17 protein-coding genes are annotated in these 15,359 nt (G+C 60.8%); 9 read left to right on the top strand and 8 right to left on the bottom strand.

Annotated elements, in window-relative coordinates; all coding sequences use genetic code 11:
* Window positions 1-21 precede the first annotated feature (21 nt).
* Together OPU96_RS09395 and cysB are read left to right on the top strand one after the other, a co-directional pair.
* Complete coding sequence (locus OPU96_RS09395; protein ID WP_192298740.1) at window positions 22-522, top strand: universal stress protein; 501 nt, start codon at window positions 22-24, stop codon at window positions 520-522.
* Window positions 523-626: 104 nt separating this feature from the next.
* Window positions 627-1,601 (top strand): HTH-type transcriptional regulator CysB, encoded by a 975-nt coding sequence (gene cysB, locus OPU96_RS09390; RefSeq protein ID WP_017734418.1) that lies wholly within the window; start codon window positions 627-629, stop codon window positions 1,599-1,601.
* Between the two features lie 81 nt (window positions 1,602-1,682).
* On the opposite strand, the gene OPU96_RS09385 is transcribed toward cysB, so the two are convergent.
* Window positions 1,683-2,165: a GreA/GreB family elongation factor gene (locus tag OPU96_RS09385; protein ID WP_192298741.1), complete on the bottom strand. Its 483-nt coding sequence runs from the start codon at window positions 2,163-2,165 to the stop codon at window positions 1,683-1,685.
* Window positions 2,166-2,170: 5 nt separating this feature from the next.
* Window positions 2,171-2,539 (bottom strand): hypothetical protein, encoded by a 369-nt coding sequence (locus OPU96_RS09380; RefSeq protein WP_226455394.1) that lies wholly within the window; start codon window positions 2,537-2,539, stop codon window positions 2,171-2,173.
* Window positions 2,540-2,671: 132 nt separating this feature from the next.
* Here OPU96_RS09380 and earP point away from each other — a divergent pair, with 132 nt between their 5' ends.
* Together earP and OPU96_RS09370 are read left to right on the top strand one after the other, a co-directional pair.
* Entirely contained in the window at window positions 2,672-3,805 is a 1,134-nt protein-coding gene (earP, locus tag OPU96_RS09375) for an elongation factor P maturation arginine rhamnosyltransferase EarP (RefSeq protein WP_192298743.1), read from the top strand.
* 49 nt (window positions 3,806-3,854) lie between these two features.
* Window positions 3,855-4,427 (top strand): elongation factor P, encoded by a 573-nt coding sequence (locus tag OPU96_RS09370; RefSeq protein WP_192298744.1) that lies wholly within the window; start codon window positions 3,855-3,857, stop codon window positions 4,425-4,427.
* Window positions 4,428-4,493: 66 nt separating this feature from the next.
* Here OPU96_RS09370 and OPU96_RS09365 read toward each other — a convergent pair whose 3' ends face one another.
* The 3 genes from OPU96_RS09365 to OPU96_RS09355 form a co-directional block, all read right to left on the bottom strand.
* Complete coding sequence (locus OPU96_RS09365; RefSeq protein WP_010176159.1) at window positions 4,494-4,913, bottom strand: organic hydroperoxide resistance protein; 420 nt, start codon at window positions 4,911-4,913, stop codon at window positions 4,494-4,496.
* A gap of 270 nt (window positions 4,914-5,183) precedes the next feature.
* Window positions 5,184-5,636 carry a MarR family winged helix-turn-helix transcriptional regulator gene (locus OPU96_RS09360; protein WP_498558999.1) on the bottom strand — a complete coding sequence of 151 codons (453 nt, stop codon included), beginning with the start codon at window positions 5,634-5,636 and terminating at the stop codon, window positions 5,184-5,186.
* 80 nt (window positions 5,637-5,716) lie between these two features.
* Window positions 5,717-6,667 (bottom strand): LysR family transcriptional regulator, encoded by a 951-nt coding sequence (locus OPU96_RS09355; RefSeq protein ID WP_192298746.1) that lies wholly within the window; start codon window positions 6,665-6,667, stop codon window positions 5,717-5,719.
* Window positions 6,668-6,774: 107 nt separating this feature from the next.
* Here OPU96_RS09355 and OPU96_RS09350 point away from each other — a divergent pair, with 107 nt between their 5' ends.
* Window positions 6,775-7,524, top strand: coding sequence for a sulfite exporter TauE/SafE family protein (locus OPU96_RS09350; protein ID WP_226455396.1), 750 nt, complete (start codon window positions 6,775-6,777; stop codon window positions 7,522-7,524).
* On the opposite strand, the gene OPU96_RS09345 is transcribed toward OPU96_RS09350, so the two are convergent.
* A complete protein-coding gene (locus OPU96_RS09345) occupies window positions 7,514-8,395 on the bottom strand; it encodes a LysR family transcriptional regulator (RefSeq protein WP_305392308.1) in 882 nt (293 codons plus the stop codon). The two genes, OPU96_RS09350 and OPU96_RS09345, sit on opposite strands and share 11 nt — an antisense overlap.
* Window positions 8,396-8,465: 70 nt before the next feature.
* On the opposite strand from OPU96_RS09345, the gene OPU96_RS09340 reads away from it, so the two are divergent.
* Together OPU96_RS09340 and OPU96_RS09335 are read left to right on the top strand one after the other, a co-directional pair.
* The gene (locus OPU96_RS09340; protein ID WP_226455397.1) at window positions 8,466-8,660 is read left to right on the top strand and encodes a DUF1127 domain-containing protein; all 195 of its coding nucleotides are present in this window, start codon (window positions 8,466-8,468) and stop codon (window positions 8,658-8,660) included.
* Window positions 8,661-8,704: 44 nt separating this feature from the next.
* Window positions 8,705-9,934, top strand: a complete 1,230-nt coding sequence (locus OPU96_RS09335; RefSeq protein ID WP_498558998.1) for a winged helix-turn-helix domain-containing protein — start codon at window positions 8,705-8,707, stop codon at window positions 9,932-9,934.
* 103 nt (window positions 9,935-10,037) lie between these two features.
* Here OPU96_RS09335 and OPU96_RS09330 read toward each other — a convergent pair whose 3' ends face one another.
* Complete coding sequence (locus tag OPU96_RS09330) at window positions 10,038-11,384, bottom strand: class II 3-deoxy-7-phosphoheptulonate synthase (RefSeq protein ID WP_122759419.1); 1,347 nt, start codon at window positions 11,382-11,384, stop codon at window positions 10,038-10,040.
* Between the two features lie 123 nt (window positions 11,385-11,507).
* On the opposite strand from OPU96_RS09330, the gene OPU96_RS09325 reads away from it, so the two are divergent.
* Entirely contained in the window at window positions 11,508-12,263 is a 756-nt protein-coding gene (locus OPU96_RS09325; protein WP_192298752.1) for a spermidine synthase, read from the top strand.
* Window positions 12,264-12,382: 119 nt separating this feature from the next.
* On the opposite strand, the gene OPU96_RS09320 is transcribed toward OPU96_RS09325, so the two are convergent.
* On the bottom strand, window positions 12,383-13,174 hold the full coding sequence (locus OPU96_RS09320; protein WP_192298753.1) for a crotonase/enoyl-CoA hydratase family protein: 792 nt from the start codon (window positions 13,172-13,174) through the stop codon (window positions 12,383-12,385).
* A 423-nt stretch (window positions 13,175-13,597) separates the two neighbouring features.
* Between OPU96_RS09320 and OPU96_RS09315 the strand changes: the two genes are divergently transcribed.
* Window positions 13,598-15,271, top strand: a complete 1,674-nt coding sequence (locus OPU96_RS09315) for a DEAD/DEAH box helicase (protein ID WP_192298754.1) — start codon at window positions 13,598-13,600, stop codon at window positions 15,269-15,271.
* Window positions 15,272-15,359: the final 88 nt, after the last annotated feature.

Genomic DNA, 15,359 nt, shown 5'->3' with positions numbered 1-15,359 from the left:
CCTGGCAGTCCAGGAGGTTCTATGATTCGTTCGATGCTGTACGCCACGGACCTCGGTCTGTATGCGCCCTATGTGATGCAACATGCACTGGCGCTGGCGCGAACGTTCAAGGCGGATCTGTATGTGATTCACGTGGTCGAGCCCATCGGGCTGTTCGCCGAATCGGTGTTGCAGAGCTACCTTGATGAGCAGGCCCTGAGCGAGTGGCAAAGCCAGGGCCTGACCACAGTGATGGCGACGATCGAACAGCGGGTGCTGGACAGTTTTCGCGAGGAACTGGGAGACGGCGAGCAAGACTTGAAGTTGATCCGCTTGGTCCGGGTGATCCAGGGGGACCCATGCGAGGTGATACTCGACCAGTTGCGCAAACTTTCCGTGGATCTGCTGATCGTAGGTAGTCACAGCCATGCAACCGCGACGGCCACCCCGCTTGGGCGGACTGCCGCGCGGGTGCTGCAACTGTCTACGGTGCCGGTTTACCTGGTGCCCTCGTTACAACGTCGACGCAGTGATGACGTGTGATGGTTAGATGTCGATAAAAAGTTCTAGATTTATCCATCAAACCTTTAATATAGTTATATACCGTCGCTGATACCCGTGGCGTCTATCTGCTTTGAGGGATACATATGAAGCTTCAACAACTGCGCTACATCTGGGAAGTGGCGCACCACGACCTCAACGTTTCCGCTACTGCTCAAAGCCTTTACACCTCGCAACCTGGTATCAGCAAGCAGATCCGCCTGCTCGAAGACGAGTTGGGCGTTGAAGTATTCGCCCGCAGCGGCAAGCACCTGACCCGTGTAACCCCGGCCGGTGAGCGCATCATCACAACTGCCGGCGAGATCCTGCGCAAAGTCGAAAGCATCAAGCAGATCGCCCAGGAATTCTCCAACGAGAAGAAGGGCACGCTGTCCATCGCAACCACGCACACCCAGGCACGTTATGCGCTGCCGCCGGTGATCCGTGATTTCATCAAGCAATACCCGGACGTGGCGCTGCACATGCACCAGGGTTCGCCGATGCAGATCGCCGAGATGGCCGCTGACGGCACCGTCGATTTTGCCATCGCCACCGAAGCCCTGGAGCTGTTCGGTGACCTGGTGATGATGCCGTGCTACCGCTGGAACCGCTGCGTGGTGGTGCCGCAGGGTCACCCGCTGGCCAAGCTGCCTAAGCTGACCCTGGAAGCCCTGGCTGAATACCCGATCGTGACTTACGTGTTCGGTTTCACCGGCCGTTCCAAGCTCGACGAGGCTTTCAGCCACCGTGGCCTCACGCCCAAAGTGGTGTTCACTGCGGCCGACGCCGACGTGATCAAGACTTACGTGCGCCTGGGCCTGGGCGTGGGTATCGTCGCCAAGATGGCGGTCGACACCAACCTGGATAAAGACCTGGTTGTGCTCGATGCCAGCGAGCTGTTCGAGTCCAGCGTGACCAAGATCGGCTTCCGTCGTGGCACCTTCCTGCGGGGGTTCATGTGCGACTTCATCGAGAAGTTCGCGCCGCACCTGACCCGCGAAGTCATGGCCAAGGCGATCCAGTGCCACAACAAGCAGGAACTGGAAGAGCTGTTCGAAGGTGTTGAACTGCCCGTCCACTGAAACCGCAAAGGGCAGGGGGCCGCTTCGCAGCACAGCGGGAGCAAGCTCCCTCGCCACATCAAACTTGTCGCCTGATGTGGCTTATTTAACCTCGGTAACCACAAACAGTTGCCGAGCGCCCGCTACCAGAATCTCCACCTCATCGCCTTCGAACTTGCCCAGCAGGCTTTTGCCCAGCGGCGAGCGCGGGGTGATGACGGTCACCGGCTGCCCCACCACGTCCACTTTCAAACCCGCCGCGTCCGGCGCGAGGAACAGCCATTGCTGGCGACCGTTCTCGTCTTCCAGGCCCAGTAGCGTGCCGACTTCAATACCCCGCTGATCATCGTACCCGCGCAGTTGCAGGTTTTGGCACAGGGTCAGAGCCTGCTTGATCTCTTCGACACGCTTGGCTTGTCCGGCCGCCAGGTAGGACGCTTCCAGCCCCAGGGTGTCGTATTTGTTCTCGGCGATGTTTTCTTCGTGGGTCGCGGTTTCGTAGGCGGTTTGCGCAGCACGTCTGGCGATGTCGAGGTCGACGTTGAGCTTTTCCAGGATCAAGTGGTGGACGGCGTGTTTATTCATGGTCATCAATCGCAGAATTGCAGGACATTGGCCCGAGACTTTTCGTTGGGGGCGTTCTGGTCCTGTTGCAGCCAGAACTGGCATTTGGGGTTGGACAGGTTGCGCGCATTGTTGCGGGCCTGATCCAGGGTTTGCTGCTGTTCCTGCTTGTGCAGGTTCTGTTGATACTGTTCGAACATGCGATTCGGCGGTTCAGGCGCCACCCCTGCAGGCTTGCCCAATTGCTCGACCGCCTGGGCTACTGGCGCCAGGCTCTGCGGGAACAGATAGCGCGACGCTAGCCAGGCGGTCAACGCAATGGCGATAAACCCCAGCCAGACGCCAAACGCGATGGCGGCACTGAGCTTGAACAGCGACAACGGACGATCAGACATGGCGGCCTCCTGGCAGGCATTTGCGGCGTGGCGGCGATTGTCGCACAGCCACTGTGCAGAATAATCGCGATCAAGCCTTCTGCATCGGCGCATTTATGCGGACAATCGAGCCTTTGAGCGTTGGAGCCCGGAATGAAAGCCCGCTGGGATATTTTTTGCAGCGTCGTCGACAACTACGGCGACATCGGCGTGACCTGGCGCCTGGCCCGGCAACTGGTGGCGGAGCACGGCTGTGATGTGCGCCTGTGGGTCGATGACTTGCGTGCCTTCGAGCGCATGTGCCCCGAGATTGATGTGCAACGCGATCAGCAATCCCAGGCAGGCGTCGAAGTGCGCCATTGGCCGGCCGAGTGGACGGGCGCGACGGCGGCGGATGTGGTGATTGCCGCGTTCGCGTGCCAATTGCCGCCCGACTATATGGAAGCCATGGCTGAGCGTGAGCGCCCGCCGTTATGGATGAACCTGGATTACCTGAGTGCCGAAGACTGGGTGGTGGGTTGCCATCGCTTGCCTTCGGTGAAGTTCAAGGGCGTGCAGAAGTACTTCTTCTTTCCCGGCTTCCGCCCTGGTACGGGAGGCTTGTTGCGTGAAGCTGGATTGCTGGAACAGCGTCGGGCGTTTCAGCAGGACACCGCTGCGCAGCATCAATTCCTACATGATATGGGGATTGTTCCAGTCGCGGGCGCACGCCTGATCTCGCTGTTTGCCTACGAAAACGCCGGGCTCGCAGCTTGGCTGGACGTGTTATCGACGGGCGGGCATGCCACTCATCTATTGGTGCCGGAAGGGCGCATCCTCGGCGATGTGCAGCGCTGGCTGGGGGCCGAGGGCCTGGCGGTGGGCGACGTCCATCAGCGCGATGCCCTGACGGTGCAGGTGCTGCCGTTCGTCCGCCAGGCGCAATACGACCGCCTGCTGTGGTGCTGCGATTTCAACGCGGTGCGCGGCGAAGACTCGTTCGTGCGTGCCCAATGGGCCGGCCGGCCGTTGTTGTGGCATATCTATCGGCAGGACGAAGACATCCATCTGGACAAGCTCGATGCCTTCCTGGAACTGTACACCGCCGCATTATCACCGGCCGCCCGGGCCGCGTTGATCGCGTTGTGGCAGGCCTGGAACACGGATGGCGATATGGCGCTGTGCTGGAAAATGCTTGCGGAGCATTGGCCCGAGCTCAACCAGCACGCCGAATCCTGGTGTCTGGAACAGGCCTTGCAGGCCGATCTTGCGACGGCGCTGGTACAGTTTTATGAAAGTTGGATATGATACGCCACCTTGAATTTTGTAAATCCCATCCAAATTTCGGATATATGCAATGAAAACTGGTAAAGAACTGAAACCCGGTACAGTGATCCGTCTCGAAAACGACCCTTGGCTGGTTCAGAAAGCTGAGTTCACCAAGTCTGGTCGTAACAGCGCAATCATGAAGACCAAGCTGAAGAACCTGCTGACCGGTTACAAGACCGAGATCGTTTACAGCGCCGACGACAAACTGGACGACGTGATCCTCGACCGCAAAGAAGCGACCCTGTCCTTCATCAGCGGCGACACCTACACGTTCATGGACACCACTGACTACACCATGTACGAGCTGAACGCTGAAGACATCGAAGCCGTTCTGCCGTTCGTGGAAGAAGGCATGACCGACGTTTGCGAAGCAATTTTCTTCGAAGACCGTCTGGTTTCCGTAGAGCTGCCGACCACCATCGTGCGTAAAGTTGCCTACACCGAAGGTTCCGCTCGCGGCGACACTTCGGGCAAGGTCATGAAGCCGGCCAAGCTGGCTAACGGTACCGAGCTGCAAGTAGCCGATTTCATCGAAATCGACGACCTGATCGAGATCGACACCCGCGAAGGCGGTTCGTACAAAGGTCGCGCCAAGAAGTAATTCTGGCCCCGCCGATACGAAAAAAACCCGACTCTGAGTCGGGTTTTTTTATGGGCGCCGTTTAGGTCAGACGGTGACGTGCAGGCGCACATCCACATTGCCGCGGGTGGCGTTGGAGTACGGGCACACCTGGTGTGCCGCGTCGACCAGGCTTTGCGCGTCGTCCTGAGCCAGGCCTGGCAGGCTGATGTGCAGGTCGATGTCCAAGCCAAAACCACCGGGGATTTGACCGATGCCCACATGGGCCGTGATCGAAGCGTCATCCGGGATTTTGCGTTTGGTCTGGCTGGCGACGAATTTCAGTGCACCGATAAAGCACGCCGAGTAGCCGGCCGCGAACAGTTGCTCAGGGTTGGTCGCCTGGCCACCGGCACCGCCCAGTTCCTTGGGGGTGGAGAGTTTGACGTCGAGGATATTGTCGCTGGAAACCGCACGACCATCACGGCCGCCGGTGGCGGTGGCTACTGCGGTGTAGAGAGTTTGCATGGTGTCGTCCTCTTGGTTTAATTGCGCAAAATGTTTGCGCGCTAAGTAGTTGGTGAGGTGAATGTATAGCGCTAATGTTTTGCGCGCAAGATAAATTTGCAAATTATTTCCAGAAACCACGTGAACCCAATGTGTGTGTAAAAGCGGGCTTGCTCGCGAATGCGGCCTGCCAGCTACTAATCAAGTGACTGACCCACCGCATTCGCGAGCAAGACCGCTCCCACACAAGGCAGCTCCCACATTTGGCTGCTGGGTGGCTGGTCTACAGTGTCAGACGTTAGCTTGCAGGTTGCTGCGCAGCGCAATCAGATCGGCCTGCAATTTGCGCAACTGCGCCAACTCCAGGCCGCTGGCACCGAGGATGCACTGCGGAATGCCCATGGCCTTGTCCTGCAAGGCGCGCCCGGCGTCGGTCAGTTCCACCACCACCACCCGTTCATCCTCACGGCTGCGTGTGCGGCTCAGCAATCCCTCGGCTTCCAGGCGCTTGAGCAGGGGCGTGAGGGAGCCGGGATCAGTCAGCAGGCGGCTGCTGATTTCGCCGACGGTCAATCCATCCTCTTCCCACAGCACCATCATGGCCAGGTATTGCGGATAGGTCAGGCCAAGGGCTTGCAGCATTGGCTTGTAAACCTTGGTCATCAGCAGCGAGGTGGAGTGCAGGGCGAAGCACAGCTGGTTATCCAGCAGCAGGGATTCGCACGGGGCGTGATTTTTGCTCATGGCGGTGCCTTAAAAAAACATGTCTGGGCTGGAATCTAGCGGGCGAATGTTTAATGCGCCAGATAATTCTACCCAGGCAGTCAGATCAAGCCGCTTTGCAGCGCCAGGTCCCAGGGCGGTACCGGGCTGAAACGGGTTTTCAGGTATTCCAGCAATAATCGGCTGCGCGCGTTGGGCTGTTGTTCCAGGCGCAGCGCATAGATCCCGGTGGTCTCCGGGCTCGGCAAGCCGCCTTCACAAAACAGCGGTACGAGTTCGCCACGCACCAGATATTCGCTGGCCAGCCAGGTGGGCAGGTGTGCGATGCCCAATCCGGCCAGGGCACCGGAGAGCAGGGCTTCGGCATTGTTCGCACTCATGCGGATGCGCTGCGGGCGATAGGTCGCGCGGCGCCCATCCAGCTCGAAACGCCAGGCGAATATGGGGGCCAGGCCATCCCAGTCGAGCCCGTCATGGTCACTCAATTCGCGGGGGTGGGTCGGCGTACCGCGGTTTTTCAGGTAGGCCGGGCTGGCACAGGCGATACGCACGATACTGGCGAGGGGCGTGGCGATCAGCCGGGTGTCGACGATATGCCCGGCACGCAGCACCAGGTCGACCTTGCCCAAGTGCGCACCCTGCATGTCCACAAAGCTGTCGATCAGGTGCAGGTGCACATCCAGCCCGGGGTACACATTCAGGAAGTCCGCAATCACCGGCGCCAGATGCCGACGCCCAAACGCCGCCGGCGCATCCACCCGAATCAGGCCTTCCGGTGCATGGCTCAGGGACACCGCTTCGGCCCGGGCCAGTTGCAACTCGCTGACAATCCGCCGCGCCCGCTCGGCAAACGCCAGGCCCGCCGGGGTGGGTACCACGGCGTGGGTGCTGCGCTGGAACAGGCGGCTGCCCACCGAGCTTTCCAGGCTGTCGATACGCCGCGCCACCGCCGAGGGCGTCAATGGATGGCGGCGTGCGGCGGCGGAGAAGCTGCCGGTCTCCAGCACATCGAGAAACAGGCTCAGTTGGTCAGTCAGGATATTTGGATTCATGGTGAGCGCTTATGCGAGATCGGCACAGCCATTGTGCGTTGCTGTGCGTTTCCGTGCCATAGCCGACTGCGTAGCATGGAGGTCTTGGGATTGTGGAGTGGCGAGCGGTGTTGGATTTAGCGATGTACCTGGTATTGGGCGTGGCCTTGGGCACCGTGGGTGGTCTGTTCGGCATTGGTGGCGGGCTGATTGCCATCCCGGTGCTGGGGGTATTTTTCGGCCTGGACCAGCAGATCGCCCAAGGCACGGCCTTGGTGATGGTGGTACCCAACGTGATGCTGGCGCTGTGGCGGTACCATCAACGCAACCGCATTCAACTGCGCCATGCGCTGCCGCTGGGGATCATGGGCTTCAGCTTTGCGTGGCTGGGTTCGATCTGGGCGGTGGGCCTGGATGCCGGGGCGATGCGCCTCGGTTTTATCGCCTTCCTGTTGGCACTGTCGGCCTACAACCTGTTGCGCATGTTCACACGCAACGCGCCGCCGAGTGCCGAGATGCGCTACAGCTGGCCATGGCTCGGTGTCCTGGGCGCGGCGTCCGGGTCCATGGGCGGTCTGTTTGGTGTGGGCGGCGCGGTGATTGCGACGCCTGTGTTGACTAGCCTGTTCGGCACCTCCCAGGTCGTCGCCCAAGGGTTGTCCCTGGCCCTGGCATTGCCCAGCACCGGCGTGACCCTGGTGACGTACGCCTGGCACCAGGAGGTGGATTGGTTGATCGGCGTGCCTCTGGCGGTGGGGGGGCTGCTCAGCATCAGTTGGGGGGTGAAAGTCGCCCACGCCATGCCGGAACGGCTGCTGCGCGGGCTGTTCTGCGGTTTCCTGGTGGTGTGTGCGGTGATGTTGATGTTTAAAGTTTGAAACCTTCGATGATGTACTCGGCCAGGCATTCGGTGATGGGCGAGGCCATCAGCGGGTTACGCAGCAAGTGCAGATTCATCGACGGCAAGGGTGGGAATCCTTCTTCGTTGCCGAGTACGCGAAGGTCCTCGGTCACTAGGCTTTCCATGCTGATCATCACCGCCAGGCCGGCGCTTACCACTGCCTGGATCGCCGCGCCATTGGTGCTGTGGTAGGCCAGGCGATAATCGCGCCCGGCGACTTCCAGGGCGGAGCGGGCCCATTGGGTGTACAGGCAATCGCCGCCGGAAACCGCCAGGGGCAAGGTGTCGTGCTCATCCATGCAAAAGCAGGGGGCGGCGGCCCAGACCATACGTTCGGTGCGCAGCAGTTCCCCCATTTCATTACCCGGCTCGCGGCTGATCACGGTCAATGCCAGGTCCCGGCGCTGCATCAGCACCGTCGACGATTCGCAGTGCATTTCGATCTGGATCAGCGGATAGGCCTTGGAAAACGGCTTGAGAATCCCCGGCAGGAAGCGCATCACGTAGTCGTCCGGTGTGCCGATGCGCACCAGTCCGACCATATGCGGCTCGCGCAGGGTGTTGAACACCTCGCTGTGCAGTTTGAGGATGCGCCGCGCATAGCCCAGCAGCACTTGGCCCTCCGGCGTCAGCCGCACCTGCCGGCCATCGCGCTCGAACAACTTGCGCTGCAACACGTCTTCTTCGAGGCGCTTCATTTGCATGCTCACCGCCGACTGGGTGCGGTTTACGTGCTCGCCGGCACGGGTGAATCCGCCCTGCTCGGCGATGGCGACGAAGGTGCGCAGCACTTCAGTGTCGATGCTTGGGTAGGCGGACAATTGATCAATCTCTGAGATGTATTGCATAAGAAACATTCGTTGGATTGATCATAAGGCCGAGGACACACTTGCGCCATCCCCAAGGGAGGGCGAGAAGATGAAAGGTCAAAAAGGTTTTGTGCTGATGGCGAAGCGACCCTTTTGCGGTGTGCTGAACGCACTGCACCGTTGGCAGGAACGCCAGGTATTGGCGAGTTTGAGCGATGACGCGCTCAAGGATATTGGTCTCAGTCGCGCCGACGTTGAGCGCGAGCGCCGTCTGCACGACTGGCAAGACCCGCTGCGAAAATGACCGTGGATGCAGTAGGGTAAGGGGGCGCCCACCCGGAGAGTCCCATGCCCGCCGACCTATCGTTTTCACTCAAGCAAGCTCGACGCATGGCACTGGCCGCCCAGGGATTTTCCGGGCGCCAGGCGCCTGCACAGATCAAGCCCGCGCACCTCAACCGCTTGATCGAGCGCCTCGGTGTGTTACAGATCGATTCGGTCAACGCCGTGGTGCGCTCCCATTACCTGCCGCTGTTCTCCCGCTTGGGCAGTTACTCCCCGTCGCTGCTTGAGCAAGCGGCCTGGAGCCAGGGGCGCCGCCGTTCACTCTTTGAATACTGGGGGCATGAGGCCTCACTGCTGCCGATGGCGCTGTATCCATTGTTGCGCTGGCGCATGCAGCGGGCGCAGCAAGGGCAGGGGATTTACGCGCAGATGGCGCGCTTCGGGCGGGAGCAACAGGCGATCATCCAGCGCGTGCTCAAGACGGTCGAACAGCAGGGCGCCGTCGGCGCGGGCAGTTTGTCCACCCGCGAAGAGCGCGCTGGCCCGTGGTGGGACTGGAGTGACGAAAAGCACGCGCTGGAATGGCTGTTCGCTGCCGGGCTGGTCACGGTTGCCGGTCGGCGCGGGTTTGAGCGTCTCTATGATTTGCCGGAGCGCGTCATTCCCGGCGAGATCCTGCAAGCGACTGTCGGCGAAGCCGAAGCCCAGCACGGCTTGCTGCTGCACAGCGCCACCGCACTCGGTGTGGGCAGCGAAAAAGACCTGCGCGATTACTTCCGCCTGGACCCCACCGACAGCCGCCATCGTCTGGCCGAACTGGTGGAAGACGGCCAATTGCTCGTCTGCCAGGTGCAGGGCTGGAAACAACCGGCGTACTGCCTGCCCGAGTCGAAAGTCCCCGGCAAGCTCTCGGCCAGTGCTTTGCTGTCGCCGTTCGACTCGCTGATCTGGGAGCGCAGCCGCACCGAGCGGCTGTTTGATTTCCGTTATCGATTGGAGATTTACACGCCCCAGCAGAAGCGGGTGTACGGCTACTACGTGCTGCCGTTTTTGCACAACGAGCGGATTGCTGCGCGTGTTGACCTGCGTGCCGAACGCGCCAATGGTCGGTTGGCAGTGCATGCGGTGCATGAAGAAGAGCCGGGGCTGGATGAGCAGGGGATGTTGGCGCTGGCGCTGAACTTGCGGCAGATGGCGGATTGGCTGGGGCTGGAGCGGGTGCAGTTGAATTGCCAGCGGGCGAGTGCGGTGCGGTTGAGGGCGGCAATGATCAGTATAAGTGCGGGCCTCTAGGGCCTCTTCGCGGGCAAGCCCGCTCCCACAGTTGAGCGTGTTCACAAATCAAAATGTGGGAGCGGGCTTGCCCGCGAAGGCGTCAGCCCAGGCAACCAAAATCTCAGCGCTTGACCTGCTTCAAGGTCTCGGCAATCAAAAATGCCAACTCCAACGACTGGTCCGCATTCATCCGCGGATCACAGTGGGTGTGATAACGGTCCGACAACCCATCTTCGGTAATCGGCCGTGCACCGCCGATGCATTCGGTGACGTTCTGCCCGGTCATCTCGATATGAATCCCGCCGGCATAACTGCCCTCGGCCTGATGCACCTGGAAGAACTCCTTCACTTCGCCAAGGATCTGCGCAAAGTCGCGGGTCTTGTAGCCGCTGCTGGCCTTGATGGTGTTGCCGTGCATCGGGTCGGAACTCCACAGCACCTGCTTGCCCTCGCGCTGTACGGCGCGGATGAGGTTTGGCAGGTGGTCGCCGACCTTGCCGGCGCCCATACGCGCGATCAGGTTGAGGCGGCCGGGGTCGTTGTCCGGGTTGAGGATGTCGATCAGGCGGATCAGGTCGTCGGGGTTCATGCTCGGGCCGACCTTGACCCCAATCGGGTTGTTCACGCCGCGCAGGAACTCGACATGGGCGCCGTCCAGCTGGCGGGTGCGGTCGCCGATCCAGAGCATGTGGGCCGAGCAGTCGTAGTAGTCGTTGGTCAGGCTGTCGCGGCGTACGAAGGCTTGCTCGTAGTTGAGCAGCAGCGCTTCGTGGGCGGTGAAGAAGCTGGTTTCGCGCAGTTGCGGCGAACTGTCCATGCCACAGGCACGCATGAACGCCAGGGTTTCGTCGATGCGGTCGGCCAGTTGGCTGTATTTTTCCGCCAGGGCGGAGTTGGCGATGAAGTCCAGGTTCCACTTGTGCACCTGGTGCAGGTCGGCGAAACCGCCTTGGGCAAACGCGCGCAACAAATTGAGGGTGGCGGTGGACTGGTGGTAGGACTGCAGCAGGCGGTCCGGGTCCGGCACACGGCTTTTTTCGTCGAAGCCGATACCGTTGACGATGTCGCCCCGGTAGGCGGGCAGGGTGATGCCGTCGATGGTTTCATCGTTGGCCGAGCGCGGCTTGGCGAACTGGCCGGCCATGCGCCCGACTTTCACCACCGGGCAGCCGGCGGCGAAGGTCATCACGATGGCCATTTGCAGCAGCACCTTGAAGGTGTCGCGGATTTTCGCGGCAGAGAACTCGGCGAAGCTTTCGGCGCAGTCGCCGCCCTGCAGCAGGAAGGCGCGGCCCTGGGTCACTTCGGCAAACTGACGGCGCAACTCGCGGGCTTCCCCGGCAAACACCAGCGGCGGGTAGCTGGCCAGGTTCTGCTCCACTTGCAGCAAGTGTGCAGCGTCCGGGTACTGGGGTTGTTGCTGGATCGGCAGGGCGCGCCAGCTGTCGGGGCTCCAGGGTTGGCTCATCTTGAACTCGATTGGCTGATTGACGGTGGGCGCCAATGTTATCAGCAATTAGTGCGTGACCTGTTGCCGCCGGTTGGCCGACAATCGCGCCTTTGCCGTGTAGCCAAGCCTTTAGGAGTAGTGATGAGCGAGGAGCGTGTCGAGCGCCTGCTGGCCGAAGTCCATGATGACTTCGGCATGATCCGTGTGCTCGAAGTGGCCGATTACCGGTTTCTCGAATTTGGCGACGCCATTGAGCAAAGCTGCGTGTTCACGGCCGACCCGAGCTGGCTGGAATACGACTACACCCGTGCGATGCTGATTGGCGCGTTGTGCCATGAACAGCCGGAGAGTGCGCTGTTCCTTGGTTTGGGCGCGGGTACGCTGACCCAGGCATGTCTCAAGTTCTTACCGCTGGAAGATGTGGAAGCCATTGAGCTGCGCCCCGATGTGCCGCGTCTGGCCATCGAGTACCTGGGGCTGGACGACGATCCGCGCCTGTACATCCGCATCGGCGACGCTTTGCAACTGCTGGAGACCGCTGAGTCGGCCGATCTGATTTTCGTCGACCTGTATACCGATGTTGGCCCCGGCGTCGGACACCTGGCCTGGACCTTCCTGGAAAATTGCCAGAAGAAGCTCAACCCTGGCGGCTGGCTGGTGATCAACCAGTGGGCCACCGATGATGGCAAGCCGCTGGGCGCGGCATTGTTGCGTGGCTTGTACCACCGGCATTATTGGGAACTGCCGGTGAAGGAGGGCAATGTGATTTTGCTGGTGCCTTCGGAGTTGGACCAGCTATTGGACATGCAGGCGCTGTCGGCCCGTGCCGAGGCCCTGGCGCCGAGGTTGGGGTACTCGTTGCAGGCGTTGATCAAGGCTATCCGGCCGGCGACTTAGGTGTGTGTGCCGACGCCTTCGCGGGCAAGCCCGCTCCCACATTCAACCGCATTCCAAAGGATGTACGCGGTTAAGTGTGGGAGCTGGCTTGCCCGCGAAGAGGCCATCACTGTCGGCAACTAAATACCTTTAAACACCCCGGGCCGCTTCTCGATCATCGCTTTCACACCTTCCTTGGCATCTTCGCTGTTGAGCAGTTTATCCACCATCGGCGGCAACGCCTGCGCCGCCACGGCTTCGCCTTCCATCCGCGCCAGGCGTGCCGACATCAATGTCGCCTGTACACCCAGTGGCGCCTGGCGCGCAATGCGATTGGCCAACTCGATGGCGCGTGGCAGCAAGTCTTCGCTGGCCATCACTTCCTGCACCAGGCCCAGGCGCAACGCTTCATGGGCGTCGAACTCATCCCCGGTGAGCAACCAGCGCATCGCGTTGCCCCAACCGGCGATCTGCGGGAAGCGCAATGTCGCGCCACCAAACGGAAAGATCCCACGCTGTACTTCCATCTGCGCAAAGCGCGTATTGCTTGCGCACAGGTTGATGTCGGCCGCCAACATCAGCTCGATCCCGATAGTCAGGCAGTAACCCTGGGCGGCAACGATCACGGGTTTGCCCACCCGTGGGCCGGCGAACACGCCCCAGGGATCACATCCCCCCAGCGGCGGTTGCCAGCCGCCAGCCATCACCGCGCTGACATTCGCCAGGTCGAGGCCGGCGGTGAAGTGGTCGCCGTGGGCAAACACCACGGCGACCCGCGCATCGTCATTTCGATCAAATTCGCCATAAGCCAGGCTCAGTTCGTTGAGCAAATCCAGGTCAAAGGCGTTGCGTTTCGCCACCCGATCCAGGCCCAAGAGCAAGACATGGCCCTGGAGTGCACGGCTGACGCGACTGCTGCTGGCTTGATTCATCGGGTGTGCCCTCGGGCGCAAGCTAGGTTTCGGACCAAAGGCTCTTGGTGGTTGGGTGAACCGTTTAAGCGTTATGACCAACAGGGCCGGGCCTTTGAAAAATAGACCCTGTGGGAGTTATCTGCAAAGACTGTGACACGCTGCGGTTTATCGGTGCTTTGCGATAAAAAAAGCTCCCTTTTTCAGGTATTTCCGGTATAGTGCGCGCCGGCCTTTAACCGGGCCGCGTTTAGGTAGCGCAATTCCCCGAAGTCAGCTTCGGCTGCACGTCCGCACAGCGGACTCTTCCTTGACGAATCTTTTTTCTTTCATTCGTTTTCGCAAATCCCCGCCGACAAAGCAGCCAGGGCGACTCTTGAGTCTCAACACGGCATGCGCAGCTTTGGAGCATGGGTCTTTGCGGATGCACTTAGAGGCAGACCCATGACCCAGGAAACCGGCGGCTTCGCCGCTTTTAATCTGAACCCGAATATCCTTGCAGCCGTCGCAGCGACTGGCTACGAAGAGCCTTCGGCGATTCAGCAGCAATCGATCCCGATCATCATGGCCGGCAAGGACATGATTGGCCAGGCGCAAACCGGTACTGGTAAAACCGCCGCGTTCGCCCTGCCTATCCTGCACTGCATCGATCCTGCCAAGCGCGAACCGCAAGCCCTGATCCTGGCGCCAACCCGTGAGTTGGCGCTGCAAGTAGCAACCGCTTTCGAAACCTATGCCAAGCAAATGCCAGGCGTAACCGTTGTGGCCGTTTACGGCGGCGCGCCTATGGGCCCACAACTGAAAGCAATCCGTAATGGCGCACAGATCGTTGTCGCCACGCCGGGTCGTCTGTGCGACCACCTGCGTCGTGACGAAAAAGTCCTGTCGACCGTGAACCACCTGGTTCTCGACGAAGCTGACGAAATGTTGAAGCTGGGCTTCATGGATGACCTGGAAGTCATCTTCAAGGCGCTGCCACCGACCCGTCAGACCGTACTGTTCTCGGCTACCCTGCCACAGTCGATCCGCGCCATTGCCGAGCGTCACCTGCGTGACCCAGAGCACGTGAAGATCCAGACCAAGACTCAGACCGTTACCGCGATCGAACAGGCTCACCTGTTGGTTCACGCTGACCAGAAGACCTCGGCTGTATTGAGCCTGCTGGAAGTCGAAGACTTCGACGCCCTGATCATGTTCGTGCGTACCAAGCAAGCGACCCTGGACCTGGCCAGTGCCCTGGAAGCCAAAGGCTACAAAGCCGCTGCGCTGAACGGTGACATCGCCCAGAACCAACGTGAGCGCGTGATCGACTCCCTCAAGGATGGCCGTCTGGACATCGTTGTAGCGACCGACGTTGCCGCTCGTGGTCTCGACGTTCCACGTATCACCCACGTGTTCAACGTTGACATGCCTTACGATCCAGAGTCCTACGTTCACCGTATCGGCCGTACCGGCCGTGCGGGTCGCGAAGGTCGTGCACTGCTGCTGGTGACTCCACGTGAGCGCCGCATGCTGCAAGTGATCGAGCGTGTGACCGGTCAGAAAGTTGCCGAAGTCCGCCTGCCGGACGCCCAGGCTGTCCTGGATGCGCGCATCAAGAAACTGACCAACAGCCTGGCACCACTGGTGGCTGACGCTGAATCGACCCACGGCGACCTGCTGGACCGCCTGACCGCCGATATCGGTTGCACCCCTCGTGCCCTGGCTGCAGCTCTGCTGCGCAAAGCGACCAACGGTCAAGCCCTGACCCTGGCTGCCATCGAGAAAGAACGTCCACTGGTTCCGAACAGCGCGCCACGCGGTGATCGTCCAGAACGTTCCGGCGACCGTCCAGACCGTGGTGATCGTGAGCGTCGCGCTCCGGTTCCATTGGCTGAAGGTCGTGCTCGTTGCCGTACCGCGCTGGGCGCGCGTGATGGTATCGCGGCCAAGAACCTGCTGGGCGCTATCCTCAACGAGGGTGGCCTGGCGCGTGAAGCCATCGGTCGCATCCAGGTCCGTGACAGCTTCTCCCTGGTGGAGCTGCCGGAAGATGGTCTGGAAAAACTGCTGGCCAAGCTGAAAGACACTCGCGTTGCCGGTAAGCAGCTGAAGCTGCGTCGCTACCGCGAAGATTGATCCGCCCCTGGGCTGATTGATCGCACATAAAAAATCCCCGACTGGTTCGGGGATTTTTTTTGCCTGCTCGATTTAGGGTCAACCGCCG

This window comes from Pseudomonas sp. RP-B7 (assembly GCF_059803535.1).
Note: the sequence above shows the minus strand (reverse complement) of the source record. Positions and strands in the feature narration are given on the sequence as shown.